General features: G+C 64.7%; 23 protein-coding genes. 14 read left to right on the top strand and 9 right to left on the bottom strand.

Annotation, left to right across the window (positions count from 1 at the left end; translation table 11 throughout):
* Positions 1–95 precede the first annotated feature (95 nt).
* From AMD14_RS12250 to AMD14_RS12240, 3 genes are read right to left on the bottom strand one after another with little or no spacing between them, the layout of a single operon-like run.
* The gene (locus AMD14_RS12250) at positions 96–1,748 is read right to left on the bottom strand and encodes a pseudouridine synthase (protein ID WP_005922523.1); all 1,653 of its coding nucleotides are present in this window, start codon (positions 1,746–1,748) and stop codon (positions 96–98) included.
* Positions 1,741–2,943: an SMC-Scp complex subunit ScpB gene (gene scpB, locus AMD14_RS12245; RefSeq protein WP_015463277.1), complete on the bottom strand. Its 1,203-nt coding sequence runs from the start codon at positions 2,941–2,943 to the stop codon at positions 1,741–1,743. The genes AMD14_RS12250 and scpB overlap by 8 nt, the downstream gene beginning before the upstream one ends.
* Before the next feature lie 13 nt (positions 2,944–2,956).
* Positions 2,957–3,862: a segregation and condensation protein A gene (locus tag AMD14_RS12240; protein WP_005913161.1), complete on the bottom strand. Its 906-nt coding sequence runs from the start codon at positions 3,860–3,862 to the stop codon at positions 2,957–2,959.
* A 365-nt stretch (positions 3,863–4,227) separates the two neighbouring features.
* Between AMD14_RS12240 and AMD14_RS12235 the strand changes: the two genes are divergently transcribed.
* From AMD14_RS12235 to AMD14_RS12190, 10 genes are all read left to right on the top strand, one after another.
* Positions 4,228–4,527 (top strand): YciI family protein, encoded by a 300-nt coding sequence (locus AMD14_RS12235; RefSeq protein ID WP_005922519.1) that lies wholly within the window; start codon positions 4,228–4,230, stop codon positions 4,525–4,527.
* A complete protein-coding gene (locus tag AMD14_RS12230; RefSeq protein ID WP_005922517.1) occupies positions 4,524–4,793 on the top strand; it encodes a BolA family protein in 270 nt (89 codons plus the stop codon). Before AMD14_RS12235 ends, AMD14_RS12230 begins: the two co-directional genes overlap by 4 nt.
* Before the next feature lie 381 nt (positions 4,794–5,174).
* Positions 5,175–6,197, top strand: coding sequence for a LacI family DNA-binding transcriptional regulator (locus AMD14_RS12225; protein ID WP_003487033.1), 1,023 nt, complete (start codon positions 5,175–5,177; stop codon positions 6,195–6,197).
* A 136-nt stretch (positions 6,198–6,333) separates the two neighbouring features.
* Entirely contained in the window at positions 6,334–9,312 is a 2,979-nt protein-coding gene (locus AMD14_RS12220) for a TonB-dependent receptor (protein WP_003487035.1), read from the top strand.
* A 103-nt stretch (positions 9,313–9,415) separates the two neighbouring features.
* Positions 9,416–11,035, top strand: a complete 1,620-nt coding sequence (locus tag AMD14_RS12215) for a glucoamylase family protein (protein ID WP_011051505.1) — start codon at positions 9,416–9,418, stop codon at positions 11,033–11,035.
* 3 nt (positions 11,036–11,038) lie between these two features.
* Positions 11,039–12,409 carry a sugar ABC transporter substrate-binding protein gene (locus AMD14_RS12210; protein WP_011051504.1) on the top strand — a complete coding sequence of 457 codons (1,371 nt, stop codon included), beginning with the start codon at positions 11,039–11,041 and terminating at the stop codon, positions 12,407–12,409.
* Positions 12,406–13,290, top strand: coding sequence for a carbohydrate ABC transporter permease (locus AMD14_RS12205; protein ID WP_011051503.1), 885 nt, complete (start codon positions 12,406–12,408; stop codon positions 13,288–13,290). Before AMD14_RS12210 ends, AMD14_RS12205 begins: the two co-directional genes overlap by 4 nt.
* Positions 13,287–14,123: a carbohydrate ABC transporter permease gene (locus AMD14_RS12200; RefSeq protein WP_003489668.1), complete on the top strand. Its 837-nt coding sequence runs from the start codon at positions 13,287–13,289 to the stop codon at positions 14,121–14,123. Before AMD14_RS12205 ends, AMD14_RS12200 begins: the two co-directional genes overlap by 4 nt.
* A 26-nt stretch (positions 14,124–14,149) precedes the next feature.
* Positions 14,150–17,287: a discoidin domain-containing protein gene (locus AMD14_RS12195; RefSeq protein ID WP_015463274.1), complete on the top strand. Its 3,138-nt coding sequence runs from the start codon at positions 14,150–14,152 to the stop codon at positions 17,285–17,287.
* Positions 17,288–17,346: 59 nt separating this feature from the next.
* Positions 17,347–18,252 (top strand): endonuclease/exonuclease/phosphatase family protein, encoded by a 906-nt coding sequence (locus AMD14_RS12190; RefSeq protein WP_015463273.1) that lies wholly within the window; start codon positions 17,347–17,349, stop codon positions 18,250–18,252.
* Between the two features lie 101 nt (positions 18,253–18,353).
* Here the strand turns inward: AMD14_RS12190 and AMD14_RS12185 are convergent, their stop codons facing one another.
* From AMD14_RS12185 to ykgO, 6 genes are all read right to left on the bottom strand, one after another.
* Positions 18,354–19,586 carry a TraB/GumN family protein gene (locus AMD14_RS12185; RefSeq protein WP_005913176.1) on the bottom strand — a complete coding sequence of 411 codons (1,233 nt, stop codon included), beginning with the start codon at positions 19,584–19,586 and terminating at the stop codon, positions 18,354–18,356.
* Entirely contained in the window at positions 19,567–20,106 is a 540-nt protein-coding gene (locus AMD14_RS12180) for a GNAT family N-acetyltransferase (RefSeq protein ID WP_011051500.1), read from the bottom strand. The genes AMD14_RS12185 and AMD14_RS12180 overlap by 20 nt, the downstream gene beginning before the upstream one ends.
* Before the next feature lie 3 nt (positions 20,107–20,109).
* Positions 20,110–20,994: a carbon-nitrogen hydrolase gene (locus tag AMD14_RS12175; protein ID WP_003489660.1), complete on the bottom strand. Its 885-nt coding sequence runs from the start codon at positions 20,992–20,994 to the stop codon at positions 20,110–20,112.
* Between the two features lie 124 nt (positions 20,995–21,118).
* Positions 21,119–22,153 carry an agmatine deiminase family protein gene (locus AMD14_RS12170; RefSeq protein WP_011051499.1) on the bottom strand — a complete coding sequence of 345 codons (1,035 nt, stop codon included), beginning with the start codon at positions 22,151–22,153 and terminating at the stop codon, positions 21,119–21,121.
* A gap of 234 nt (positions 22,154–22,387) precedes the next feature.
* The gene (locus tag AMD14_RS12165; RefSeq protein WP_015463272.1) at positions 22,388–22,729 is read right to left on the bottom strand and encodes a hypothetical protein; all 342 of its coding nucleotides are present in this window, start codon (positions 22,727–22,729) and stop codon (positions 22,388–22,390) included.
* Positions 22,730–22,977: 248 nt separating this feature from the next.
* On the bottom strand, positions 22,978–23,103 hold the full coding sequence (ykgO, locus tag AMD14_RS12160) for a type B 50S ribosomal protein L36 (protein WP_005913193.1): 126 nt from the start codon (positions 23,101–23,103) through the stop codon (positions 22,978–22,980).
* A 172-nt stretch (positions 23,104–23,275) separates the two neighbouring features.
* Between ykgO and cmk the strand changes: the two genes are divergently transcribed.
* From cmk to AMD14_RS12140, 4 genes are all read left to right on the top strand, one after another.
* Entirely contained in the window at positions 23,276–23,959 is a 684-nt protein-coding gene (cmk, locus tag AMD14_RS12155; RefSeq protein ID WP_011051497.1) for a (d)CMP kinase, read from the top strand.
* Between the two features lie 182 nt (positions 23,960–24,141).
* Positions 24,142–25,827, top strand: coding sequence for a 30S ribosomal protein S1 (rpsA, locus tag AMD14_RS12150; RefSeq protein ID WP_003489652.1), 1,686 nt, complete (start codon positions 24,142–24,144; stop codon positions 25,825–25,827).
* 88 nt (positions 25,828–25,915) lie between these two features.
* Positions 25,916–26,227 carry an integration host factor subunit beta gene (locus AMD14_RS12145; RefSeq protein WP_003489651.1) on the top strand — a complete coding sequence of 104 codons (312 nt, stop codon included), beginning with the start codon at positions 25,916–25,918 and terminating at the stop codon, positions 26,225–26,227.
* Positions 26,228–26,293: 66 nt separating this feature from the next.
* Positions 26,294–26,599 carry a lipopolysaccharide assembly protein LapA domain-containing protein gene (locus tag AMD14_RS12140; protein WP_011051496.1) on the top strand — a complete coding sequence of 102 codons (306 nt, stop codon included), beginning with the start codon at positions 26,294–26,296 and terminating at the stop codon, positions 26,597–26,599.
* Positions 26,600–26,603 lie beyond the last annotated feature (4 nt).

Raw genomic sequence — 26,603 nt, 5'->3', positions numbered from 1 at the left:
CGCAACTTCCCGGTCTTAAGTAGATGGCCGATGCCGTCCGCCATAGAAAACGGCCCTTTGCAGGGCCGTTTTCTATTGTGCGGAGCAGTTGACGCTCAACGACCGCGATTGCCGCCGCCAGGAGGGCGACGATTACCGCCGCCCGGCGGACGGCCGCCCGGGCCACGCGGTGCGCCACCTGGGCCGCCGGGACCGCGGGCGCCACCACCTGGACCGCCGGGGCCGCGGTTGGCGGATGCCGGGCCGCGATTGCCACCCGGTCCCGGACGCCCACCGCTCGGGCGGCCAGCAGGGCGTGCCGCACCATACGGATTGAAACCCGGGTTGGCGTGATCGGAAGGGAAGCTCGGTGCGTTGCCCGGGTGCCCATACGGGTGCTTGCGCTGCCCCTGGCCTTGCGACTGCCCCTGTCCGCCGCCAGCGCCGCGCCCCGGACCACCCGAGCGGGCGCCAACTGGACCGCCGGTACCCGGACGCGCGCCGCCTGGTCCTTTCTTCGCATACGGGCGTGCCTGACCGGTGCCCGGGCCGCTCGGGCCGGCATTGCGGTGACCGCTTGGGCCGGTGCTCACGCCATCGGGCACATACCAGCTGCGGAACGCGGCCGGATTGCCGTCCGGCAACGCGCCGCGGTCGCCCTTGGCCGGGCCGCGCTGCTTGAACGGGCGCTGCTGCGATTGCCGAGCGGCCGCTTCGCCGCTGACCGTCAGGCCACCCTTGAAGCCGCCCGGCTTGCCGCGACCGCCGCGGCCGCGATCTTCGCGCAGATTGTCGAAACGGCGCAGCTCGCGGCCTTCATCGGCACCGGAGGTCTGGCCGTTGACGTAGGCATTGCTGCGGCCATCGCGCGAGACGTGCACGGTGGACTTGGCGGCGCGGCGCTGGCCGATCACCGGCTGCAGCGTCAGTGCCGACGGCGCGCCTTCTTCCAGTTTCAGTTCGGCGCGCAAGGCGTCGACCTTGTCCTGCGCCACTTCCACCGAGTGCCCACGCAGCAATTCGCGCGGCAGCGAAATCTTGCCGTAGCGGCTGCGCTTGAGGCGGCTGACCTGGCAACCCTGCGATTCCCACAGACGGCGCACTTCGCGGTTGCGGCCTTCCTTGACGACCACACGAAACCAGTCGTGCGAATCGGTGCCGCCGATGCGTTCGATCTCGTCGAACTTGGCGCCGCCGTCTTCCAGCAGCACACCGCGCGACAGGCGCTCGATGATGGCATCGGAGACTTTTTCTTCGCCTTCCGGTGCGCGCACGCGCACCACATATTCGCGCTCGACCTCGTAGGAGGGGTGCATCATCGCGTTGGCCAGCTCGCCGTCGGTGGTGAGCAGCAGCAGGCCGGTGGTGTTGATGTCCAGGCGGCCAATGGCGATCCAGCGCGAGCCCTTCAGGACCGGCAGCGACTCGAACACGGTCGGGCGGCCTTCGGGATCTTCGCGCGTGGTCACTTCGCCTTCGGGCTTGTTGTAGATCAGCACGCGCGAGGGCTCGGTCAGCGCGCTGGCCACGAAGCTGCGGCCGTCCAACTCGATCTTGTCGCCGCTGCGCACCGACATGCCGGTCTGCGCAACGGCGCCATTGACCTTGATCAGGCCGTCGGCGATGCGCTGTTCCAGCGCGCGGCGCGAACCCAGGCCGGCCTGGGCCAGCACCTTGTGCAGGCGCTCTTCCAGCTTGGGCGCTTCGGGCGCGCTGTCGCGCTTGAGGGAAAGCTTGTTCAACGACAGCTTGCGGGGGGTGTCACTCATGTGTCTGGCTCCGGCCGCCGCGTTGCGGGTCGGCCTCTGGGTCGGAATCGGCTTCGTCAACAGCCACGGTCGTCGTCGCGACGGCGTTGTCTTCGTCTTCGTTCACTGCATCCGCGCGCGTTCCCGGCGCGGTGTCGGGGTCGCCCTCACGGGCGTCGTCTGGGTCCTGCGTGTTCTTCTCGTGCACCGAGCCATGCTCGGGGTGTTGCGGTGTCTGGTCGTTTACTGCGTCGGTCGCGTGCGTATCGATTGCTTGGTCGAGATCGGGGTCTTGCTGGTCGATTCCGGCATCGCCGACCGGTTCCTGCGCATGCTGGTCGGCATCGGCATCGTTGTCGGCTTCACTTTCAGGATTGCGTTCGGCGCTGGTCTGGCGGTCGCTCGGCGCATCGGTGTTGCGGGACGGAGTCGCCGAGGTGTCGGCCTCGTCCGCATCCGTGGCATCTTGCCAACCGCCGGAGCCGCCGATGCTGTCGTCGGGCTCGGCGCCAGCGTCGGTTTCTGCTTCCGCGTCCGCATTACCAGCAGCGTCAGCCGCTGCATCCGAATCGCCGCCTTCAGCGTCACCGGCATCCGCCCGATCCTGCGCCGCGTCCATCGCTGCCGAGGCCGGCACTGCGCCATCCAATTGCCCGTCGCGGTCCAGCGGCAGCTGCGGTTCCAGCTCGGCGATGTCCTTCAACTCAGACAATGGCGGCAGCTCGTCCAATCGCTTGAGGCCGAAGTAATCCAGAAAGCCCTTGGTGGTGCCGAACAGGGCCGGCTTGCCGGGCACGTCGCGGTGGCCCACCACGCGGATCCATTCGCGCTCTTCCAGCGCCTGGATGATGTTGCTGCTCACTGCCACGCCGCGCACCTGCTCGATCTCGCCGCGGGTGATCGGCTGGCGGTAGGCGATCAGCGCCAGGGTCTCCAGCGTGGCGCGGGTGTACTTGGTGCGGCGCTCGGTCCACAGCCGGGCAACCCAGCCATGCACGTCGGCCTTGACCTGGAAGCGGAAGCCGGAGGCCACCTCGACCAGTTCCACGCCACGGTCGGCACAGGCCTCGCGCAGCAGTTCCAGTGCGCGCTCCACGCTGCCGGGCGGCGCCGGCTCGTCTTCCGGAAACAGCCCCAGCAGCTGCGCCAGCGTCAGCGGCTGGCTGCTGGCCAGCAGGGCGGCTTCGATAATGCGGGTGATCAGCGCTTGATCCATTCGATGATCGGCTTCAGATAGGTTCGTTGGCGGCATCGCTGTCGTCGAATTCGCTGGAGAATTGCAACGGCGCATTGGTATTGCCCAACGCCAGCGACTTCACGTAGATCGGCGCCAGCGGCGCTTCCTGCACGATGTCCAGCAACTGCTCCTTGGCCAGTTCGAGCAACGCCAGGAAGGTGACCAGTACGCCGAGCTTGCCTTCTTCGGCAGTGAACAGCGATTCGAAACGGTAGAACTTGCCATCGTCCAGGCGGCTCAGCACATCGCCCATGCGCTGGCGCACACTCAGCGCCTCGCGCTTGATCGCATGGCCGGTAAACAGCTCGGCGCGTTTGAGCACGTCGTACAGCGCCATCAGCATTTCTTTCAATTCCACCGGCGGCGGCAGCTTGACCGCTGCGCGCTCGGGCAGATGCGCCTGCACCGGCGCGCTGTCGCGGCCCATGCGGGGCAGTGTGTCCAGATCCTCGGCGGCTTGCTTGAAGCGTTCGTATTCCTGCAGACGGCGGACCAATTCGGCGCGCGGATCTTCTTCTTCGCCATCCTGGCTGGGAGGGCGCGGCAACAGCATGCGCGATTTGATCTCGGCCAGGATCGCCGCCATCACCAGATATTCGGCTGCCAGTTCGAAGCGCAGCTCCTGCATGACATTGATGTAGTCCACATATTGCCGGGTGATCTCGGCGACGGGGATGTCCAGGATGTCCAGATTCTGGCGGCGGATCAGGTACAGCAGCAGGTCCAGCGGGCCTTCGAAGGCATCCAGGATGACTTCCAGCGCATCCGGCGGGATATACAGATCCTGCGGGATCTGCAGGACCGGTTGCCCATGCACCACCGCCAGCGGCATTTCCTGCTGCTGTGGCGGCGCACTCGTGGCTGGCGGAGTCGCGGCGTGCGCGAGTTCGGAATTCATCAGGTCGACATCGGTCTTACGGTCGCCGGCGGAGGTCTGAGCCGCGCCTGCAGGGCTTTGCCTTGAGTTATTGCGATCAATGTCATGCCTGTGCCGGCACGATCCCACAAATCTACATACGCCAATCCACATGCAAGCAGGCGCCGTGTGGCATGCGGCGACGGAACAGCGAGGAGGTCGTCTACGCGGGCCGGCGGTGGGCAGCGAATCGGTCGTCGGGAAGAGCGTTGAGCCTGGGCCGACGGGCCGCTGCGTCCGGTTGCGTGTGCAGTGGTGCCAAGGGTAATGCGTGCGCGGGGGCGGTGTCCAGCGCCGACGCGGCTAGAATCAGCGCGGTGATCTTCCAGTCTTAGGCGAGGTGGCGTGTGTGGTACGTAATCGAGGGGTATGACCGGCCGGACGCATTGGCGGCACGGCAGCAGGCGCGGCCGGCGCATCTGGCGCGTCTGCAGGAACTTGCGGCCGCCGGGCGATTGCTGGTGGCGGGCCCGTGCCCGGCCATCGACGCCGAAGATCCGGGTCCGGCCGGTTTCAGCGGCAGCGTCGTAATTGCCGAGTTCGACGCTCTGGACGAGGCGCGCGCCTGGGCAGATGCCGACCCCTATGTGGAAGCGGGTGTGTACACGCGCACCGAGGTCCGGCCGTTCCGCCGGGTATTGCCATGAGCCGGGTCGACCAGATCCGCGCAGCGTTGCAGGCGGCACTGGCGCCCACCGAGCTGGATGTCGACGACGACAGTGCGCGGCATGCAGGCCACGCCGGTGCGCGCGACGGGCGCGGGCACTTCAATGTGCGCGTGGTCAGCGCCGCATTTGTCGGCAAGCCGCCACTGGCACGGCACCGTGCGGTGTATGCCGCGGTGGGCGAGATGATGCAGACCGATATTCATGCCTTGTCGATCGAGGCCCTCGCGCCGGGCGAGGTGGGCTGAACGTTGTAGAGCAGGGGATACGGTCGTACCCGAATGCGCGCAGTGTCAGAGGCGCGGGCAACAACGGCAATCGCCTTCACGCCAGCTGAGGTCAGGGCGCGGCCGGCGAGGCCGTGGCAGTGCCGGCGATAGGTGCCGGTCGTGCGACTCCTGGCGAGGCCGGATCGATTCGTTGTTAAGCGTGACCTGCATCGTGCTTGGCTTGTGGACGCATGGGAACATATTTGTTGCGTCGCAGCACATTGCTTCACGCGCTCCTCACCTGCAGCTAGTTGATCTGTAAGCGTTTTCACGCGTGTGAAGATAGGGGTTTACGCCTCTGTATGAAAACGCTTACAGTCCGCGCCAGTTTTGGGAAGTCGGTCGCGGAGGGCGACACGAATGGCCAAGGGTGCGGTCACCATCAAAGATGTCGCTCGGGAAGCGCAGGTCTCCGTCGCAACGGTGTCGCGTGCGCTCAACGGGCACGACAATGTTGCCGGGCCGGTGCGCCAGCAAGTGCTGGAAGTGGCCGAGCGGCTGCGCTACAGCCCGCATGCGGCCGCGCGTAGCCTGAGCAGCCGGCGCTCGCAGACGCTGGGCGTGGTGCTGCCGGACTTGTATGGCGAATTCTTCTCCGAATTGATTCGCGGCATCGACGGCGCGGCGCGTGTGGCGGGCCAGCACCTGCTGGTGTCCAGCTATCACGGCGACCCGGAAGCCCAGGGCAGGGCGCTGCGCTCGATGCGCGGACGCGTCGATGGTTTGCTGGTGCTCTCGCCCTACGCCGAGCAGCCGGGGTTCCTCACCGATAACCTGCCGCAGTCGCTGCCAACGGTGTTGATCAATGCGCACCTGCCCGGTGCCGACTATCCGGTGCTGAGCATCGACGACCACGCCGGTGCCATGGCCATGACCGAGCACCTGCTGCGTGCCGGGCACCGTCGCATCGCCTTCATCGGTGGCCCGGCGCTGAATTTCGACGCGCGCGAACGCCTGCGCGGCTTCCGCGATGCGCTTGCTGCGTTCGGTGCGCAGGCGCAGGGCGTGGAGTATCCGGGCGACTTCGACGAAGCCTCCGGCCACCGCGCCGGGCTGGCGATGCTGGCGGCCGGCGCGTTGCCGGATGCGGTCTTCGCCGCCAACGACATGACTGCGCTGGGCTGCCTGTACGCGTTCGCCCAGGCCGATGTGTCGGTGCCGGGCGACGTGGCGCTGGCGGGTTTCGACGACATTCCGCTGGCCCGTTTTGTCCACCCCGCGCTGACCACCATGCGCGTGAGCATCGCCCGGCTGGGCGAGCAGGCCATGACCCGACTGATGCGCCTGGTCGAAACGCCCGACCGCGACGACGGCATCCGCCAATTGCTCACGCCCGAGCTGGTGATCCGCGCCTCCTGCGGTGCCGGCGAACCGGCTCACTGACCTTTCCGGCCACGCGTCTCTGGGCCGCCGACCCTTTCGCGGGCGTTCTGTCCGCTCCCGCTGCCCCCGCAGCGGCTGTTCCTGCACCACTGCACTGCCACAACAACAATCTGTACCGATCCCTGGAGGGACGACCATGCGCCACCACCACCCACATTCCGCCCGTCCGGCGCGCAAGCTGCTCAGCTGCGCGCTTGCCAGCTGCCTGCTGCTCGGCGCCGCACCGGCTTTCGCACAAAGCACCGCTGCGACCATCCGCGGGCAGGTCACCGTCGATGCTGCGCCTGCCGCCCAGGCGCAGGTCACCGCCACCAATCTGGCCACCGGCCTGACCCGCACCGTGCAGGTCAGCAACGGCGGTTATTCGGTGGGCGGCCTGCCGCCGGGTTCGTACCGCATCGATGTCGCCGCCAATGGCCAGACCAGTTCGCAGAACGTCACCGTGCAGGTCGGCCAGACGGCGACCTTGAACCTGGGCGTCGGTGGCGAAGCCGCCACGGCCGCGGGTGGTAACGCCACCACGCTGGATGCGGTGCAGGTGAAGGCGCCGCCGGTGCTGGTGGAGACGCGCACCTCCGAAAACGCCACCTATATTTCCAACGTGCAGATCCAGAACCTGCCGCGCGCCACGCGCAACTTCCTGGAGCTGGCCGACACCGTGCCCAACGTGCAGTTCACCCGTGAGGCCAACGGCACCACCAAGGTGCGCACCGGCGCGACCTCGGCCGAAGGCACCAATGTCTACATCGACGGTGTCAGCCAGAAGAACTACGTGCTCACCGGTGGCGTGAGCGGCCAGGATTCCAGCCGCGGCAACCCGTTCCCGCAGTCGGCGATCGGCGAGTACAAGGTCATCACCTCCAACTACAAGGCCGAGTTCGACCAGGTCAGCGGCGCGGCCATCGTCGCCTCGTCCAAGTCCGGCACCAACGATTTCCACGGCAGCTTCTTCTGGGACACCAGCAACGACAGCTGGCGCGAAGAAAGCCCGCTGGAGAAGAAGGCCGGCGTGCGCGACGACTTCGAAGAAACCCAGTACGGCGCCACCTTCAGCGGCCCGATCCTCAAGGACAAGGCGCACTTCTTCATCGCCTATGAAGCCAAGGAGTACACCACCCCCAACGTGGTGATCCCCGGCTCGATCTATTCGGACCGCGTCGACCAGTTGCCTGCACAGCTGCAGCCGTTGGTGGTGACCTCCAGCACGCCGTTCAAGGAAGACCTGTACTTCGGCAAGATCGACTGGACCATCGGCGAGAACAACCTGTTCGAGCTGACCGGCAAGTACCGCAAGGAAGACGAGCTCAACGACGTCGGCCGCACCTCGACCTACGAGCACGGCAGCATCAACGGTCAGGAAGAAAAGCGCGCCAACCTGCGCTGGCAGTACAGCGGCGCCAACTTCCTCAACGAGGCCAACCTGAGCTACGAAAGCGCGTTCTGGAACCAGGCGCCGATCAACAACGGCAACGGCTACATCCTCAGCTACGCGCCGGTGCGCGGCAACGAGACCGACATCCTGGCGGCGGGCGCCGGCAGCAGCTTCCAGCGCAAGGGGCAGAAGGGCTGGACCTTCCAGGACGACCTGACCTTGAACAGCCTGGAATGGCATGGCGCGCACACCGTCAAGATGGGCGTGAAGTTCAAGAGCATCGACCTGGATTCGACCCAGTTCAACCCGGCCAACCCGCAGTACTACTACAACATCCTCACCGACGTGCAAACGCCGTACCGCGTGCGCTTCGGTGCGCCGCTGGTGGAAGGTGGCGGCTCGGTGGTGTCCAAGAACAAGCAGTACGGCATCTACCTGCAGGACGACTGGGAAGTCAACGAGCACTGGACCTTGAACCTGGGCGTGCGCTACGACTACGAGCAAACCCCGGCGTTCCTGGATTTCGTGACCCCCTCGGATGTCGCCAGCGCGCTGCAGAACTGGCCCAATCTGCGCAACGCCAACTACAACATCAACGACTTCATCAGCACCGGCAACAACCGCAAGGCGTTCAACAATGCCTGGCAGCCGCGTCTGGGCGCCTCCTACGACCTGTTCGGCGATCAGGCCCACGTGATCTATGGTGGTGCCGGTCGTGCGTACGACCGCAACATCTTCGATTACCTTGCACTGGAGCAGCTCAACAACTCCTTCAAGTCGTATAGCTACTACTTCACCAGCGCCAACAACCCCACTTGCCTGGGCGACCCGTGCACGGCCTGGAATCCGGCGTACAACAGCCAGGATGGCTTGAACACACTCACGGCCAACAGCACCGGCGGTGGCGGACGTGAGGTCTACCTGATCGACAACAACCTCAAGACCCCGTACTCCGACCAATTCAGCATCGGCATGCGCAACATGGTGCCGTTGTGGGGCCAGGACTGGTTCACCGATGTCACCCTGAGCCGCATCGAGAGCCACGACGGTTTTGCTTTCGTGCGCGGCAACCGCCTGCCGGACGGTTCGTTCTTCCAGCCGGGCACCACCTCCGGCGTGCCGACCGACGGCCCGAACGGCTATAGCGCCATCGTGCTGGGCACCAATGGCGTGGAGACCCGCAACAACCAGCTGGCCTTGCAGGTGGAAAAGCCCTTCGACGAAGAGTCCGGCTGGGGCCTGACCGTGGCCTACACCTATTCCGATGCGAAGGAGAACCGTCAGTTCGGCGAGCACTATGCGCTGGACCGCGAACGCATCCAGGACTACGGCTGGCGTGAGGCCGGCGGCATCCCGAAGAACCGCCTGGTGGTCACCGGCATCTACGAGCTGCCGTATGAGATCAAGCTGTCCGGCAAGCTGTCGCTGGCCAGCCAGACCGCGCGCTATGGCCAGAATTGCCTGGCCGGCAACGACCAGTGCCAGATCATCCAGTTCAAGCCGGATGGCACGCTGGGCTACAAGGAATTCAGCATTGCCGCCAATAAAGAGTGGGACACCGGCGGTGGTGTCAAATTCAATGTGCGTGCGGATATCCTCAACGTGTTCAACTGGGTTAATTACGCCACCTTCAACGGCGATACCGGAACATTGCAGGACTTGAACACGGCTTACGGCACACCGACCGGTGTGCTGGCGTCGCCGATGCGCACCTTCCGTCTGGCTTTCGGCCTGAACTGGTGAGGTGCTCGACCGCCCTGGCCGCAACGCCAGGGCGGTCGAACTCGGCGCCTGGATAGGGTAGGTTGGCGTGTCAGATGTAATCGATTACACACGTGGGGGGCGGATGGACAGGGGCAACACGTCGCGATGGTTGACGATTCCACTCTTGCTGGGCGCGCTGGTCGTGGCGTCGTGCAAGCAAGCCGAGGAACCCAAGGTGGCCGAAAAGAAGGCACCGGTGAAAGTCATCCTGGTTGAGGCGCAACTGCCGCCCAAACCGGTCAAGCCGCCGCTGCCGCCGTTGTTTTCGGACATCGAACGCCGCACTTTCCAGTTTTTCTGGGACACCACCAACGAGGTCAACGGCCTGTCTCCGGACCGGTTTCCGTCGCGCCCGTTCGCCAGCATTGCGTCGGTCGGATTCGCGCTGACCGCCTATCCGATCGGCATCGAAAACGGGTGGGTCAGTCGCAATCAGGCGATCGACCGCACCCTGACCACGCTGAAATTCTTCCGCGACGCGCCGATGGGGCCGCAGAAGACCGGCCGGGCCGGCTACAAGGGCTTCTACTATCATTTTCTGGACATGCAGCAGGGCAACCGCTACGACAGCTGGGTGGAGCTGTCGAGCGTGGACACCGCACTGCTGATGATGGGCGTGTTGTTCACCCAGTCGTATTACGACGGCGAGGACCCGCGCGAAAAGGAGATCCGCCAGATCGCCGACACGCTGTACAAGCGCGTGGACTGGCGCTGGCTGCAACAGCGCGCGCCGCTGATCTCGATGGGCTGGTTCCCCGAAAGCGGCTTCATCAACCACGACTGGATGGGCTACAACGAGGCGATGATGCTGTACATCCTCGCCCTGGGCTCGCCGACGCATGGGGTCGATCCGGACGCATGGACCAGTTGGACCCGCACCTACAACAACGACTGGGGCGTGTACCAGGGCCAGGAATACCTGTCGTTCGGCCCGCTGTTCGGCCACCAATACAGCCATGTCTGGATCGATTTCCGCGATATCCAGGACCAGTACATGCGCGAACGCGGCATCGACTACTTCCTCAACAGCCGCCGCGCCACCTTGGCGCAGCGCGACTACGCCATCGATAACCCGATGAAGTGGAAGGACTACGGCGAGAACGTCTGGGGCCTCACCGCCAGCGATGGCCCGCAGAACACCAGCCAGGAATACCGCGGCGAGCAGCGTCAATTCCGCCATTACTCTTCGCGCGGCGCCGGCCTGCGCGAGAATTTCGACGACGGCACCATCGTGCCCTCGGCGGCGATTTCTTCGATCGTGTTCGCTCCGGAAGTGGTGATCCCGGCCACCGAAGAAATGCACAAGCGCTATGGCGATTTCCTGTATTCCAGCTATGGCTTCCTGGATTCGTTCAATCCCAGCTTCAACTACGACATCCCGCTCAAGACCGGGCGCATGGTGCCGGATCGCGGCTGGGTGGCCAGCGACTACATCGCCATCGACCAGGGCCCGATCCTGGCGATGATCGCCAACTACCAGAACGAATTCGTCTGGAACGTGATGAAGAAGAATCCCTACATCCGTGCGGGTCTGGAACGCGCCGGCTTTACCGGCGGCTGGCTCACTCCGGAGGGCGAGCCGCAGCCGGCGCCGCAGAAGGACGAGCAGAAAGCCGCCGCGCGCGCGCTGGGCATGGCCGAATCGCGTGCCGCCGCCGCCCAGGCCCAGCAAGACCCCTCGCAACGCCAAAAACCCGAGTAATCCGTGCGCCTTTTGAAACTGTTGATGTTGGCCGTCGCCTTGTGTGCAGGTGCGACGGGATGCGAACGCTCCGATCCGGGCAAGACCACGGTGCGGTTCTGGGCGATGGGCAAGGAGGCCGAAGTGGTCGCCGAGCTGGTGGCCGATTTCGAAAAGCAGAACCCCACCATCCATGTGGATGTGCAGAACATCCCAATGACCGCGGCGCACGAAAAACTGCTGACCGCCTTTGCCGCCGACGGCCTGCCGGACGTGTGTCAGCTCGGCAACACCTGGCTGCCGGAATTTGCGCTGCTGGATACGCTGGAGCCGATGCAGCCGTACGTGGCGCGCTCCAAGATCGTCGACCCGGCCGATTATTTCCCTGGCGTGTGGGACACCAATCTGGTCGACGGCACGCTGTACGGCGTGCCGTGGTATGTGGACACGCGGTTGCTGTTCTATCGCAAGGACCTGCTGCGCGAGGCCGGCTACAGCCAGATGCCCAAGACCTGGGCCGAGATGGAACAGGTGATGGCCGCGATCAAGCGCAAGGTCGGCCCCGACCGCTACGCCATCCTGATGCCGCTCAACGAATTCGAGCAGCAGTTGTCGTTCGCGCTGCAGCAGGACGACCGCCTGCTGCGCGACCATGACAACTACGGCAATTTCCGTGGCGCTGGTTTCCGCAAGGCGCTGGGCTTCTACGACAACATGTATCAGCAGGGCTGGGCGCCCAAGGTCTCAGAGACCCAGGTCTCCAATGTCTGGTACGAATTCTTCAACGGCTATTACGCGTTCTATCTGTCCGGCCCGTGGAACGTGCGCGAGTTCAAGCTGCGCCAGCCGCCGGGCATGGAAGGCAACTGGGGCACGGCGCCATTGCCGGGGCCCAATGGCCTGGGTGCCGGCATTGCCGGCGGTTCCAGCCTGGTGATCTTCAAGTCCTCGCAACACAAGGACGCCAGCTGGAAGCTGATCGAATATCTGTCGCAGCCGCAGGTGCAGGCGCGTTTCCACGCCATCATCGGCGACCTGCCGCCGCGTCGCAGTACCTGGAAGCTGCCCTCGCTGGCCAACGACGCACTGGCGCATGCCTTCGGCGACCAGCTGGAGCGGGTCAAGGCCACGCCCAAGGTGCTGGAGTGGGAGCGCATCGTGCAGGAAATGCGTCTGGTGACCGAGCGCGTGGTGCGCGGCGGGCAGTCGCACGACGCCGCCGTGCAGGAACTGGATCAACGCGTGGACGAAATTCTGGCCAAGCGCCGCTGGATCTTCGAGCAGGAGGGCGGGCATGTCGGCCCGGCCGGTGACACGGCCCAGCCGGTAGTGAGGCCAGCTGCTGCAGACACCACCGCGCCAGCCGCCGCATCGGACCAGGGAGCCGCACGATGATGAAGCGTAATTCCGTCGCCGGCTGGGTGTTCGCCGCGCCGTCGATCTTGGTGCTGGGCATGTTCTTTGGCGTGCCGGTGTTCGCCGCGCTGGTGCTCAGCGTGACCGACTTCGACCTGTATGCATTGGCCGACAGCAGCCATCTGCGCTTTGTCGGCCTGGGCAACTACATCGACCTGCTGCAGACGCCGCTGTTCTGGAAGTCGCTGTGGAACACCACATATTTCGTGCTGCTGGGCGTGCCGATGTCGATCGGCGTGTCGCTGGGCGCGGCGCTGTTGCTCAACGCCAAGGCCTCGCGCTTCAAGGCGTTGTTCCGTACCGCCTTGTTCGCGCCGGTGGTGACCACGTTGGTGGCGGTGGCGGTGATCTGGCGCTACCTGTTCCACATCAAGTACGGCCTGGTGAACTTCGGCCTGGCCCAGTTGGGGATCGCCCCAATCGACTGGCTGGGCGACCCGCGTTGGGCGATGCCCACCATCATGCTGTTCGCGGTGTGGAAGAACTTCGGCTACAACATGGTGATCTTCCTGGCCGGGCTGCAGGCGATCCCGCAGGATTTGTACGAAGCTGCGCGCATCGATGGCGCTTCACGCTGGAAGCAGTTCGTGCACATCACCGTGCCGATGCTCGGCCCGGTGCTGATGGTGGTCGGCGTGATCACCATTTCCGGCTACTTCCAGCTGTTCGCCGAACCCTACGTGATGACCCGCGGCGACCCGCTGCAAAGCACCGTCAGCGTGCTGTATTTCATGTTCGAGGAAGGCTTCAAGTGGTGGAACCTCGGCCGCGCCTCGGCGGTGGCGTTCCTGTTGTTCCTCATCATTCTGGCGGTGACCACCGTGATGCTGCGCTTTGGCCGCAAGAAGGACCTGATATGAGCCGTGAAGTTGGCCAATCACGCTGGAATGCCGTGCTGATCAACGGCGGCCTGCTGGTGCTGGCGGTGATCAGCCTGGCGCCGCTGCTGTGGATGCTGTCGGTGTCGTTCATGCCCACTGGCGAGGCCAGCCGGTTTCCGCCGCCGATGCTGCCCTCGGCGTTCACCACGGCCAACTATCACGAGCTGTTCGCGCGCACCGGCATGGCGCGCAACTTCGCCAACAGCCTGTTGGTGTCCGGGCTGATCACGCTCGGGTCGTTGCTGGTCAACACCATGGCCGGTTATGCGTTCGCCAAGCTGCAGTTCGTCGGCCGCGAGCGCATCTTCAAGATCCTGATGGCGGCGTTGGTGATCCCGGCGCAGGTGGCGATGCTGCCGCTGTTCCTGCTGATGAAGCAGCTGCATCTGGTCAACAACATCGGCGGGGTGGTGGTGCCGGCGTTGGCCACGGTATTCGGCATCTTCCTGGTGCGTCAGTACGCGCGCAGCATTCCGGACGAATTGATCGAGGCTGCGCGCATCGACGGCGCCAGCGAGATGCGCATCTTCTTCCAGATCGTGTTGCCGATGCTCAAACCGGTGCTGGTCACCTTGACCATCTTCACTTTCATGGGCTCGTGGAACGATTTCATGTGGCCGCTGATCGTGCTGACCGACCAGGAGCACTACACCTTGCCGGTGGCGCTGGCTGCGCTGTCGCGCGAGCACATCATGGACGTGGAATTGATGATGGCCGGTGCAGTGGTGACGGTGATTCCGGTGCTGCTATTGTTCCTGGCGCTGCAGCGTTACTACATCCAAGGTCTTCTGCTGGGGAGTGTGAAGGGGTGAAACCAGTGTTCCTGCGACTGTGTGCCATGGCCGCTTTCGTTACGTCTGCGGGCGCGGCGCAGGCGCAGGAGCGCGTGCTCGACGGCTTCAACGACATCGGTGCCTGGCGCCTGGTGGTGTCCAACCAGGTCAGCGGCTCGCTGCGGCCGGTAGCCACCACCTCCGGTGGGCATGCCTTGTGTCTGGATTACAACTTCAACGGCGTCTCCGGCTATGTCGGCATTCGCCGCAATCTGCCCATCGAGTACCCGGACAATTACCGGCTCGGGTTTGCGTTGCGCGGCGAATCGCCTTCCAACGATCTGCAGCTCAAGCTGATCGATGCCAGCGGCGACAACGTGTGGTGGGTCAACCGCCCCGGCTTTGCTTTCCCCAAGAACTGGACCACGGTCAGCTACCGTAAGCGCAATATCGAAAAAGCCTGGGGCCCAGGTCAGGACAAGCAGCTGCGCAGCAGCGCCGATGTGGAGTTCACCATCTACAACAAGGTCGGCGGCAAGGGCACGGTGTGCTTGGACCGGCTCACGCTCACGCCGCTGCCACCCGAAGACACCTCGCCGCTCCAGGCCAAGGCCATCACCGACACCGCGCCTGCGCTGGAACAGCGCCTGGCCGATGGCAAGCCGGACACGTTCTGGCTCAGCGGCGCGGTCAAGCAACAGACGGTCACGCTGGATCTGGGCAAGGTGCGCGAGTTCGGCGGTGCGGTGGTGCAGTGGGTTCCGGGACTGCAGGCCTCGCAATATGTGGTGCGTTCGTCCAGCGACGGACGGAGCTGGCGCGACCTGCGTACCGTCACTGCCGGCGCGGGCGGCACCGATTGGCTGGCGCTTCCCGATACCGAGGCACGCTACCTGCGTTTCGATCTCAAGGACGGCCCCAACTGGCGCTATGGCATCAAGGAAGTGCAGTTGCAGCCGCTGGCATTCGCCGCAACGCCCAACGACTTCGTCAAGTCGCTGGCCGCGCAGCTACCGCGCGGGAGTTATCCGCGCGGCTTCTCCGGCGAGCAACCGTACTGGACCATCCTGGGCCTGGATGGCGGCACCGAACAGGGCCTCATTGGCGAAGACGGTGCGGTGGAAGTCGGCAAGGGCGGTTTCAGCATCGAGCCGTTCGTAGTGACCGGCGGCAAGGTGTTGCACTGGTCCGATGTCAGCAGCGAGCAAAGCCTGCAGGACGATTACCTGCCGATTCCCAGCGTCGATTGGCACCACGACCTGATGAATCTGCGCGTCACTGCCTTCGTGCAGGGCACCCCCGATCAGGCGCAACTGGTCGCGCGTTACCAACTGCACAACACCGGCAAGGACGCGCGCGAGTTCACCTTGGCGTTGGCCGTGCGTCCGTTTCAGGTCAACCCGCCGGCACAGTTTCTCAACACCCTGGGTGGCATCAGCCGCATCGAGCAACTCGCGGTGGATGGTGGCCAGGTCAGCGTCAACGGCAAGCCGCGGGTGTTCGCTGCACAGCGGCCGGATGCCGGCTTTGCGAGCGCCTTCGACAGCGGCATGGACGTCAGCCATCTCACTGCGGCCACGCCGCCGACAGTCACCCAGGTGAAGGACGAAACCGGGCTGGCGTCGGGCGTGCTGTTGTATCGCTGGAAGTTGGAGCCTGGCCAACGCCGTGAAGTGGCCTTGGTCATTCCGCAAACCGGCGCCGCGCAGCTGCCGGCGGGCTTCGATGCCGACACCGCGCAGCAGCGGGTGGCGCAGCAGTGGCGCAGCAAGCTCGATCGCGTGCGCATCAGTGTGCCGGCCGAAGGCAAGCCGGTGGTCGATACCTTGCGCACCGCGCTGGCGCACATGCTGATCTCGCGCATCGGCCCGCGCCTGCAGCCGGGCACGCGCTCGTATTCGCGTAGCTGGATCCGCGACGGCGCGATGATTTCCGAAGGGCTGTTGCGGCTGGGTCGCGAAGACGTGGTGCGCGACTATGTGGACTGGTTTGCGCCGTATCAGTTCGCCGACGGCATGGTGCCGTGCTGCGTGGACGACCGCGGCAGCGACCCGGTGCCGGAGAACGACAGCCACGGTGAGCTGATCTACAACATCGCCGAGTACTACCGCTATACCGGCGACAAGGCCTTCCTGGAAAAGATGTGGCCGCATGTCACCGGTGCCTACGACTACATGGAAACGCTGCGCGCCAGCGAGCGCACCGAAGAAAACTTCATGCGTAACCCGGCCTTCTACGGAATGATGCCGGTGTCGATCAGTCACGAAGGCTATTCGGCCAAGCCGGTGCATTCGTATTGGGACAACTTCTGGGCACTGCGCGGCTACAAGGACGCGGCGATGCTGGCCGGTGCGCTGGACAAGCCAGAGGAGGTGGCCCGCTTCAGCACCGCACGCGATGAATTCAGCGGCGATCTGATCGCATCGTTGGGTGCGGCGGTGCGTCAGCACAACCTCGACTTCCTGCCGGGTTCGGCGGAACTGGGCGACTTCGATGCGACCTCGACCACCATTGCGTTGGCGCCAGGCGGCGAGCAGCAACGCCTGCCGCAGGATCTGCTGACCAAGACCTTCGAGCGTTACTGGAAGGAATTCTCCGACCGCCGCGACGGCAAGCGCGAATGGAAGGACTACACGCCCTACGAGTGGCGCAACGTGGCCGCATTCGTGCGCCTGGGCTGGCGCGACCGCGCCTGGGACGCGACCGCGTTCTTCTTCAAGGACCGCGCGCCACAACCCTGGAACCAATGGGCCGAAGTGGTCTCGCGCACGCCGCGCACACCGTTCTTCGTCGGCGATCTGCCGCATGCCTGGGTCGCCTCGGACTTCGTACGCTCGGTGCTGGACATGTTCGCCTACGGCCGCGAATCCGATGCCAGCCTGGTCATCGCTGCCGGCACGCCGACGCGCTGGTTCGAAGGCAAGGGGATTGGCATCGCCGAACTGCGCACGCCGTACGGGCGGCTCAGCTACACCTTGCAACGCACCGACAAGCAGTTGGTGCTGCAGTTGCAGCCCGGTCTGATCCTGCCGCCGGGCGGTGTGGTGCTGCCGTGGCCGTATCAGGGCACCCCGGGCAAGGCCACGATCAACGGCGAACCGGCTGAGTGGCAGAACGGCGAATTACGCATCCAGCAGATGCCGGCGAACGTGCAAATCGATGTGCCCAGCGCGGTGCGGCGGGCCGAGCGCACCACGCAATGAGGCAGGCGTGGCGGCTGTCCCGGGCAGCGCCAGCACGGCGAAGTTCCGAACGGCCGCTCATGTTGGTCGCCCTCCTGCTGTTGTCCACCGGCGTGCAGGCTGGACAAGCCGGGCAGGGCGTTTCCTCTGTGCAGCGCGGCAATCGTGATCAGTCAGCGAACGTCGCGCAGTCACCCGCCGCAGCGTCGCGTGAAATGACCCTGGTCACGCTCAACCTGCATCACGATCGCGAAGACTGGCCGGCGCGACGCGCGCATATCGCCAAGGAACTCAAGCGACTGGCGCCGGATGTGATTGCGTTGCAGGAAGTGATCGAGCGCCGCGGCAGCGTGGAAAATCAGGCCGCCTGGCTCGCGCGCAAGCTCGGCTATGACTACATCTTCGCCTCGGTCGATCCGGTCGGCGCCCCCAAACGCTACGGCAACGCCGTGTTGAGCCGCCGCAGGGTGCTCGCCACGCAGCAGCGCCTGCTGCAGCCCCTGGACGATTACCGTGTCGCCGCGCATCTGCAGGTGGATGTCGACGGTCAACCGGTCAACGTCTACGTCACCCATCTCAACGAACGCGCCGACGCACGCGGTACCGGCATACGCACGCGCCAGGTGGCCGATCTGCTGGACTTCATCGCCTCCAACAGCGCACAGGCGCCGGTGGTGATCGCCGGCGATTTCAACACCGCCGCCGACACGCTCGATCTGCAAGCGCTACGCAAGGGCTACGGCGACAGCTACGGCAGCGTACATCGCAATAGCGACGCCACGGTCAGCACCTTGAACATGCACGTCTTCGACAGGCCTGCGCGCATCGATCATGTGTTTTTCCAGCAGAACCGCCTGCTGGCCCGCGAAGCCCGCATCCTGTTCGACACGCCTTATGCCGAAGGCCGCTGGGCATCGGATCACTATGGGGTGTGGGTACGCCTGCAGCTCGCGCCGGAGCATCCAGCAATCAACCGGACGCCGTAGGAGCGCACCTGGGCGCGACAGGGATTTACCGGTAAAGCCTCATCGCGCCCGGGTGTGCTCCTACGAACGGTCTGGATCTGGCGGATTCAGCGCCGCCACGCTCACCCATGCAGACGGTTAAAGATCTGCACCCCGGCCAGCCACACACCGGCCATGCTGCCGAAATTGGTCAGCAGGAATGTCAGCACCACGCGCGAGACGCGGTTGCGGTACCAGCCGCGCAGCGTCTGCGCATCGTCGCGCAGCGATAGAAAATCGCCGTAGGCCGGCTTGCGCATATGCACTTCGACCAGCGCGGCGAATGCACCGGTCGGCACGCTCAGGCGGAATGGTTTGAATGGCGCAACGACCGCGGCGGTGAGAATGCTCAACGGGTGGCTACCCGCCAGCAAGCAGCCGAGCGCGGCCATGCCGCCGGTGTACATGGCCCACTGCAACAACAGGTCCGCGCCCATGCTCAGGCCACCACGCCAGAACCCGATACCGATGCCAGTGATGATCACCGCCAGGATGCCCAGCGTGATCCACGGGATACGCTTGCGCTGCTGCACGTACTCCAGCGATTCGCGCAGCGGGCCGGGGGCAGCGGTGTCCTGTTCCAGATGGCGCGCGAGCCCGGCCAGATGCCCGGCGCCGACTACCGCCAAGATCTCGCGCTGGTCTGCGCCGACTTCTTCACGCAAACGTGTGGCCATGTATTGATCGCGCTCGGCGATCACCGTTTCGTACAGCTCCGGGCTTTCGCTGGCGAAATCGCCGAAGCTTGCCTCCAGCATGTCGCCTTGCTTGAGCTTTTCGATTTCCTCTTCGCCCACCTCGTCGGCAGCGAACAGGCCGCCGAGCAACCCGCCGGCCAGTTTCATCTTGCCGAAAAATCCCAGGCGCCCGGATGCGCGTTTGAAGGTCAGGCCGACCTCGCGATCGATCAGATGCACCGGCAAGCCTTGCGCGCGCGCCAGGTTCACCGCCTCCTTCAATTCCGCGCCCGGTTCGATGCCCAGTTGCTTGGCCAAGCGACGCTGATACGCCGCCAGGGCCAGATTCGCCGCGAACAAGGCCACGCGCCCCTTGCGGATCACCTGTACCAGATCCAGGCGGGCGAGGGCATCGGGATCGCTGAGCGCTTGCAGGCGCTGCGCATCCAGTTCCACCGCCACTGCGTCGTAACGCCCGCTGCCGATCGCCCGTTGCACGGCGGCGACGCTGGCCAGCGACACGTGCGCGGTGCCGAGCAAGGTATAGCGCACGCCGTCGCGTTCGACGATGCGATGCGGCTGGCCGGACAGCGCATCGTCCAGAACGTGGGGGGGCTGCTCAGTCATGGGTCTTTTCATCAGGAGGAGGGGCGGTGTCGCCGGAGCCGAGCGCGCGTTGCATCTGCACGCCGTCCAGCCAGCGGCCGTGTTTGCGGCCGATTCCGTTGAAGACTCCGACCGTGCGAAATCCAAAACGTTCATGCAAGTGTCGCGATGCCAGATTGCCGGCATCGCCAATCACCGCAATCATCTGCCGGAAGCCGCGCTGCTCGCACACCGCGATCAGCTCGCCCAGCAGCGCTTTGCCGATGCCGCGGCCCTGCATCGCTGCGGACAGGTAGATCGAGTTCTCCACCGTCCAGCGATATCCGGCGCGCGCGCGAAATGCGCTTGCATAGGCGTAGCCCGCGACCACGCCATCGAGCTCGGCGACCAGATAGGGGTAGCCTGCATCCACGATCGCGCTGACCCGCGCGCGCATCTCATCGAGCGATGGCGCCCTGTATTCGTAGGTATTGACCCCGGCGACCTGCTCCGCATAGATCGCAGTGATCGCCGGAATGTCCGCATTGCGGACCGCACGCAACTCGAGTGGCATGCGTCAGTCGATGTAGCGCTTGAGCAGATCGCCGTACGCATCGATGCGACGGTCGCGCAGGAATGGCCAAATGCGGCGCACATGTTCGCTGCGTTGCAGGTCGACATCGCAGATCAGTACGGTCGGGTCCTGGCCGGCTTCGGCAATGAACTCGCCCTGCGGCCCCAGCACATGGCTGTTGCCCCAGAACTGGATGCCCGATGCGCCCAGCGGGGAGGGCTCATGGCCGACCCGGTTGCACGACAGTACCGGCACGCCGTTGGCGACCGCATGGCCGCGATGGCTGAGGATCCAGGCATCGCGCTGGCGCTCCTGCTCCGGCTGCTGGTCGTCCGGATCCCAACCGATCGCCGTGGGGTAGAGCAGCAGCTCCGCACCGGCCAGCGCCATCAGGCGCGCCGCCTCCGGATACCACTGGTCCCAGCACACCAGCACGCCAAGGCGGCCCACCGAGGTATCGATCGGCGTGAAGCCCAGATCGCCCGGAGTGAAATAGAACTTCTCGTAGAAGCCCGGATCGTCGGGGATGTGCATCTTGCGGTACTTGCCGAGCAGGCGGCCGTCCTTTTCGAACACCACCGCGGTGTTGTGATACAGGCCGGCCGCGCGGCGTTCGAACAGCGATGCGACCAGCACCACTCCGTGCTGCTTGGCCAGCGCGCTCAGACGCTCGGTGCTGGGGCCGGGAATCGGCTCGGCCAGGTTGAATTCGTCCACCGACTCGTGCTGGCAGAAATACGCACCGTTATGCAGTTCCTGCAGCAGCACCAGCTTGGCGCCCTGCGCGGCGGCTTCGGCCACGCGCGATGCGATGACGGCCAGGTTGGCCTCGGCGTCGCCGTGGTTGCGCTCCTGGATCAGCGCGACGGGAAGGAGATGACGGGTCATGGCAGCATCCAACGTAAGTAACGCACTAAGGTAGCGCGCCATGGCGTAACACCGGCCTGCCGGCCGGAACAGGAGCCACGCGCGGTCTGTGCGGCCGCAACGCAGGCGAGGTTTGCAACTGCGCTCAGGCCGCGAGCAGGCCGGCCGGCAATTGCATGGTCAGGCAATGCAGGCTGCCGTTCTGCCAGATCAGCGCACGGCACGGCACCGGCACGATCTCGTGGTGCGGGAATGCCTGCGCCAGCACCGCCTGCGCGGTTGCATCGGCCGCATCCCCATAGGCCGGCATCAGCACCGCGCCGTTGACGATCAAAAAATTGGCATACGACGCAGCCAGCCGGCGGCCTTCGTCGAGAATGGGCTGTGCCCACGGCAGCACAAATAGCCGATACGGCTGCCCGTCGGCCTTGCGTAGCGCTGCCAGTTCGGCGCCCATCGCCTGCAGCTCGACGTAATGCGAATCGCTGGCCACATCGCAGCCTTGATAGACGATCGCATCCGGGCCGGCAAAGCGCGCCAACGTATCGATATGCGCGTCGGTATCGTCGCCTTCCAGGTAGCCATGATCCAGCCACAGCACGCGCTCCTGCGCCAGCCATGTGGCCAGATCGCTGCTGAGCGATTCGCGCGTGCGCTGCGGGTGCCGCTCATGCAGGCACTTCCAGGTGGTCAGCAGGGTGCCGGCGCCATCGGTCTCGATTGCGCCGCCTTCCAGGGCGAAGTCGACGGTCTCCACCTGCGCCGGCACGAACACCTGTGCGGCATCCAGCGAGCTCACCAACTGATCGTCCAGGCTGGCTTCGAACTTGCCGCCCCAACCGGTGAAACGGAAATCCATCAACCGGAAGCCGGCTTCCTGGCGCAGTGTGATCGGGCCCGAATCGCGCAGCCAGGTGTCGTTGTAGGCGGCGATCACGAAACGCACGCGCGTCATGTCCACCCGCGCCGAACGCAGCCGCGCCTCGGCATAGATCTGCAGGTCGTCGTCGGCCACACAGATGACCACCGGCTCGAAGCGGGAGATCGCCGTGACCAGCGCAATATAGGTTTCTTCCACGTCGGCCAGGCGCTCGGCCCAATCGGTACCGGCATGCGGCCACGCGACCAACACGGCGGATTGGGGTTCCCACTCGGCGGGAAAGCGAAGACGGTCGGTCATGCCAGGCAAATACTCATCTTGGTGTGCGGGCCATCGCCCGCACGTTCAACGATATCCCGCACGTTGATGCGGGCTCTTGCGATCCAGGCGCTGATCGCCGCGCCCGGCCTTCTGACAGCATTGCAGCAACGCATGTCCGGCTGCTGACGGACCCGGTACACCTTGCGATGCGACTCGTACAGCCGGCGTGCGGAGGCGGATGCCAGCACCTGCGGCCGAGCCGTCACCAACGCCTCAGCGGATCGGCGGCTTGGGCCCGATCTCGTTGGCATCGGCCTTGTTGGCCACCACGTCGATCACCTTGCTCTTTTCGAAGTAAACGGTGAAGGCCGGATACACCCAGCGATGGATGGTCGGCCACTGGCGCTTTTGGCCGCCGCGCGGGTCGAGCTTTTCCTGTGGCGCGCCGTAGCGGCCTTCGACCTGGCTCATGCTCTCGCCGCGCAAAGGCAGGGCGGCGGCAGGCTTCTGCTGTGCGCGGTCGACCAGCAGTGTATCGGCCGAAGCAACGGCACTGATCCCCATCAGCGCGATTGCCAGCACGGCTGGCGGCATCACAAACAAACGGTTACGCATGTCATCTACTCCCCAGTGGACAAGATTTCAGATGGTGATTACAGCAAAAAAACGACGCTAGGCGCTGCTGAGACACGGCTGACCTGGCGCCGCCGCGATTGCCCAGGCGCGCCCCGGTGCAGCGGCACCATGTTCTGGCTGGGCGGCGGTCGGCGGCAGATGCGTGTGCCAACCACCGCCGTGAAGCAGCGGCCAAGAAAAAACCGCCCGGAGGCGGCTTTCTCGGGTCTTGCACGCGCCGCAAAGGCTTAGCGCTGACGCGCCTTGAAGCGCGGGTTCGACTTGCAGATCACGAAGACCTTACCGCGGCGGCGGACCACCTTGCAGTCGCGGTGACGGGTCTTCGCAGACTTCAGGGAGGACAGGACTTTCATGGCACACCTCGGCGTAAACGGTTGGATTCGATGGAAGAGTGCCCGCAATCGAGGGTGCACCCGGAATTAAGCCGGCAATTCTAACCGGCTTTTCGTCGTGCTTTCAAGTGGTTGCAGCGCGATCGCGGCGAGCGGCGCTACACTACGGACTGATGACCTTCCGGAAACCTGAATGACCGACCTGTCGCCCGTCCTCACCATCGATGGCCCCTCCGGTGCCGGCAAGGGCACCGTGAGCCGGATCGTGGCCGCCCGGCTGGGCTGGCATTACCTCGATTCGGGTGCACTGTATCGCGCTGTCGGAGTCGCTGCGAGCTGGGCCGACCTGGATGTCTCCGACCCGGCAGCGCTGGTGCGCTGCACCTTCGACACCAAGGTGGAATTCGACGATGCGGGAGAGGCAGGGTTGCGCGTGCTGGTCAATGGCGCAGACGCGACCGGTGAGCTGCGCCTGGAAACTACCGGCGCGCTGGCCTCGGCCATTGCGGCCATTCCCGAGGTTCGCAGCGCCCTGAAGGAGCGCCAACGCGCATTCAGGCGCGCGCCCGGCCTGGTTGCCGACGGGCGCGACATGGGCACGGTGATCTTTCCCGATGCTGCCTACAAGGTGTTTCTGACCGCCAGTGCCGAAGAACGTGCGGGTCGTCGCCATAAACAGTTGATGGAAAAGGGTGTTCCGGTTATCTTTGATGACCTGCTGCGCGAGATCATGGCCCGTGATGCCCGTGATGCGCAGCGGGTGGTGGCGCCATTGCGGCCGGCCGAAGACGCCGTGCTGATCGATACCAGCGGAATGGGAATCGAAGATGTCGTCCAGCGTGTGGTCGGGTTGCTCGCAGGCCGCACGCCGTCGTAAGCGTTTCGCAAGCGGGTTTGCCCCGCCGACCGTAAGGCGTTCCAAAGCTCCGTCGCGCATCCTGCGTGGCGGTTCTATGACTTCCAACCGACTCGCTGTCCGGAGTCGACCAACAGGCTGGGCGGTTCGCATCTGTCGCACTCCGACGATCGGCGCCCGTGTGTTCAACTGAGTAAATTCAAATGACAGAATCTTTTGCAGAACTGTTCGAAGCCAGTCAAGCCAATCTGGCGAAGCTGAAGCCGGGCTCCATCGTCACCGGTACCGTCGTGGAAGTTCGCGGCGACGTGGTGGTGATCAACGCTGGCCTGAAGTCCGAAGGCATCGTGCCGATCGAGCAGTTCCGTAACGACGCTGGCGAGATCGATGTCGGCGTCGGCGACCAGGTCAAGGTTGCCCTCGATTCCATCGAGAACGGCTTCGGCGAAACCGTGTTGTCGCGCGAGAAGGCCAAGCGCGCGATGGTGTGGGACGAGCTGGAAGAAGCGTTGGAAAAGAACGAGACCATCACCGGCCGCATCAGCGGCAAGGTCAAGGGTGGTTTCACCGTGGACATCAAGGATGTCCGCGCGTTCCTGCCCGGTTCGCTGGTGGATGTGCGCCCGGTGCGCGACCCGGCCTACCTGGAAGGCAAGGAACTGGAGTTCAAGCTGATCAAGCTGGACCGCAAGCGCAACAACGTGGTGGTTTCGCGTCGTGCAGTGGTCGAAAGCGAGCACTCGGAAGAGCGCGAGCAGCTGATGGACAAGCTGCAGGAAGGCGCGATCCTGAAGGGTGTCGTCAAGAACCTGACCGACTACGGCGCATTCGTGGACCTGGGCGGTATCGACGGCCTGCTGCACATCACCGACATGGCCTGGAAGCGCGTGCGCCATCCGTCCGAAGTCGTCAACGTCGGCGACGAGCTGGACGTGCGCGTGCTGAAGTTCGATCGCGAGCGTAATCGCGTCAGCCTCGGCCTGAAGCAGCTGGGCGAAGATCCGTGGGACAACATCGCGCGTCGTTACCCGGCCAACAGCCGCGTGTTCGGCAAGGTCTCCAACGTCACCGATTACGGCGCATTCGTCGAGATCGAGCCGGGCGTCGAAGGCCTGGTGCACGTCTCCGAGATGGATTGGACCAACAAGAACGTCAACCCGTCCAAGGTTGTGCAGGTGGGTGACGAAGTCGAAGTGATGGTGCTGGATGTCGACGAGGAGCGTCGCCGCATCTCGCTGGGCATGAAGCAGGTCGCCGCCAATCCGTGGGAAACCTTCGCTGCCACCCACAAGAAGAACGACAAGGTGTCCGGTCAGATCAAGTCGATCACCGACTTCGGCATCTTCATCGGCCTGGACGGCGGCATCGACGGTCTGGTGCACCTGTCCGACATCAGCTGGAACACCACCGGCGAAGATGTCGTGCGCAACTACAAGAAGGGCGACACGCTGGAAGCCGTCGTGCTGGCAGTGGACCCGGAACGTGAGCGCATCAGCCTGGGCGTCAAGCAGCTGGAGCAGGACCCGTTCGGTCAGTACATGGCGTCCAACCCGAAGGGTTCGAAGGTCGAAGGCGTGGTCCGTGAAGTGGATGCCAAGGGCGCCACGATCGACCTGGCCGATGGCATCGAAGGCTACGTCGCTGCACGCGACATCGCCAACGAGCGCGTCGACGATGCGACCCAGCACCTGAAGGTCGGCGACAAGATCGAAGCCAAGTTCGTGGGTATGGACCGTAAGGGCCGCACCCTGCAGCTGTCGATCAAGGCCAAGGACGATGCCGAAATGCGCGAAACGTTGGAGGACTATCAGTCCGCTTCCGCATCGGGCGGCATGACTCAGCTGGGCGCGCTGCTGCGTGCGCAGTTGAACAACAACAAGTCCGAGTAAGCGCGTAGCGCTCGCAAGAGCGTAATGGATCGGCCCGGGCTTGCCCGGGCCGATTCCGATGTGTCAGTCGAAAAAAGCAAGTCTTCCCATGACCAAGTCCGAATTGATTGAAATCCTGGCGCGACGCCAAGCGCATCTGAAGTCGGACGACGTAGATCTGGCAGTCAAGTCGCTGCTGGAAATGATGGGGCAGGCCCTCTCCGACGGTGATCGGATCGAAATTCGCGGGTTCGGCAGTTTTTCGCTGCATTACCGTCCGCCACGGTTGGGACGTAATCCCAAGACCGGCGAGTCGGTCGCGCTGCCGGGCAAGCATGTTCCCCACTTCAAGCCGGGCAAGGAATTGCGTGAGCGCGTGAGCTCCGTGGTGCCTGTGGATGTGGCCGATACGGCAGACTGAAGCCATTCTGGCGCTGCGTTTATGTCGTCTCGGTTAAGCTAGTTCGCTTCCCGACGGAGTCTCGCCATGAAGGTGCTTCGCTTGCTGGTGATGTTGGCCTTCCTGCTGGTCGGTCTGATCATTGGTGCGGTCAATTCCCAGGATGTCACGCTCGATTTCCTGTTCTCCAGCGTGCATACCAGTTCGGTCGTCGCGATCATCGTCGCGCTGCTGGTCGGTGTGTTGATCGGTGCCGGCATGGTGCTGGTCAGCGTGGTCATTCCCCTCTATTCCAAACTGCGCCAGGCCAACAAGGCTGTTGCGGTCAGTCGCGCCGACGCCAGGCCTGTCACGCCTGCGACCGTCGAGCCGCGCCCCATCGATGGACTGTAACGAC

The sequence above is a fragment of the Xanthomonas citri pv. citri genome, from assembly GCF_000961215.1.
GTDB lineage: Bacteria > Pseudomonadota > Gammaproteobacteria > Xanthomonadales > Xanthomonadaceae > Xanthomonas > Xanthomonas cissicola.
Note: the sequence above shows the minus strand (reverse complement) of the source record. Positions and strands in the feature narration are given on the sequence as shown.

Bases quoted from the DNA above. Each gene is read 5' to 3' on its own strand.
- AMD14_RS12145 (WP_003489651.1), top strand. From the start codon at position 25,916: ATGACCAAGTCCGAATTGATTGAAATCCTGGCGCGACGCCAAGCGCAT.
- AMD14_RS12170 (WP_011051499.1), bottom strand. From the start codon at position 22,153: ATGACCGACCGTCTTCGCTTTCCCGCCGAGTGGGAACCCCAATCCGCC.
- scpB (WP_015463277.1), bottom strand. From the start codon at position 2,943: ATGGATCAAGCGCTGATCACCCGCATTATCGAAGCCGCCCTGCTGGCC.
- AMD14_RS12225 (WP_003487033.1), top strand. From the start codon at position 5,175: ATGGCCAAGGGTGCGGTCACCATCAAAGATGTCGCTCGGGAAGCGCAG.
- AMD14_RS12220 (WP_003487035.1), top strand. From the start codon at position 6,334: ATGCGCCACCACCACCCACATTCCGCCCGTCCGGCGCGCAAGCTGCTC.
- AMD14_RS12190 (WP_015463273.1), top strand. From the start codon at position 17,347: ATGTTGGTCGCCCTCCTGCTGTTGTCCACCGGCGTGCAGGCTGGACAA.
- AMD14_RS12230 (WP_005922517.1), top strand. From the start codon at position 4,524: ATGAGCCGGGTCGACCAGATCCGCGCAGCGTTGCAGGCGGCACTGGCG.
- AMD14_RS12205 (WP_011051503.1), top strand. From the start codon at position 12,406: ATGATGAAGCGTAATTCCGTCGCCGGCTGGGTGTTCGCCGCGCCGTCG.
- AMD14_RS12200 (WP_003489668.1), top strand. From the start codon at position 13,287: ATGAGCCGTGAAGTTGGCCAATCACGCTGGAATGCCGTGCTGATCAAC.
- AMD14_RS12240 (WP_005913161.1), bottom strand. From the start codon at position 3,862: ATGAATTCCGAACTCGCGCACGCCGCGACTCCGCCAGCCACGAGTGCG.
- AMD14_RS12165 (WP_015463272.1), bottom strand. From the start codon at position 22,729: ATGCGTAACCGTTTGTTTGTGATGCCGCCAGCCGTGCTGGCAATCGCG.
- cmk (WP_011051497.1), top strand. From the start codon at position 23,276: ATGACCGACCTGTCGCCCGTCCTCACCATCGATGGCCCCTCCGGTGCC.
- AMD14_RS12175 (WP_003489660.1), bottom strand. From the start codon at position 20,994: ATGACCCGTCATCTCCTTCCCGTCGCGCTGATCCAGGAGCGCAACCAC.
- AMD14_RS12215 (WP_011051505.1), top strand. From the start codon at position 9,416: ATGGACAGGGGCAACACGTCGCGATGGTTGACGATTCCACTCTTGCTG.
- AMD14_RS12140 (WP_011051496.1), top strand. From the start codon at position 26,294: ATGAAGGTGCTTCGCTTGCTGGTGATGTTGGCCTTCCTGCTGGTCGGT.
- AMD14_RS12180 (WP_011051500.1), bottom strand. From the start codon at position 20,106: ATGCCACTCGAGTTGCGTGCGGTCCGCAATGCGGACATTCCGGCGATC.
- rpsA (WP_003489652.1), top strand. From the start codon at position 24,142: ATGACAGAATCTTTTGCAGAACTGTTCGAAGCCAGTCAAGCCAATCTG.
- AMD14_RS12185 (WP_005913176.1), bottom strand. From the start codon at position 19,586: ATGAAAAGACCCATGACTGAGCAGCCCCCCCACGTTCTGGACGATGCG.
- AMD14_RS12250 (WP_005922523.1), bottom strand. From the start codon at position 1,748: ATGAGTGACACCCCCCGCAAGCTGTCGTTGAACAAGCTTTCCCTCAAG.
- AMD14_RS12195 (WP_015463274.1), top strand. From the start codon at position 14,150: ATGGCCGCTTTCGTTACGTCTGCGGGCGCGGCGCAGGCGCAGGAGCGC.
- ykgO (WP_005913193.1), bottom strand. From the start codon at position 23,103: ATGAAAGTCCTGTCCTCCCTGAAGTCTGCGAAGACCCGTCACCGCGAC.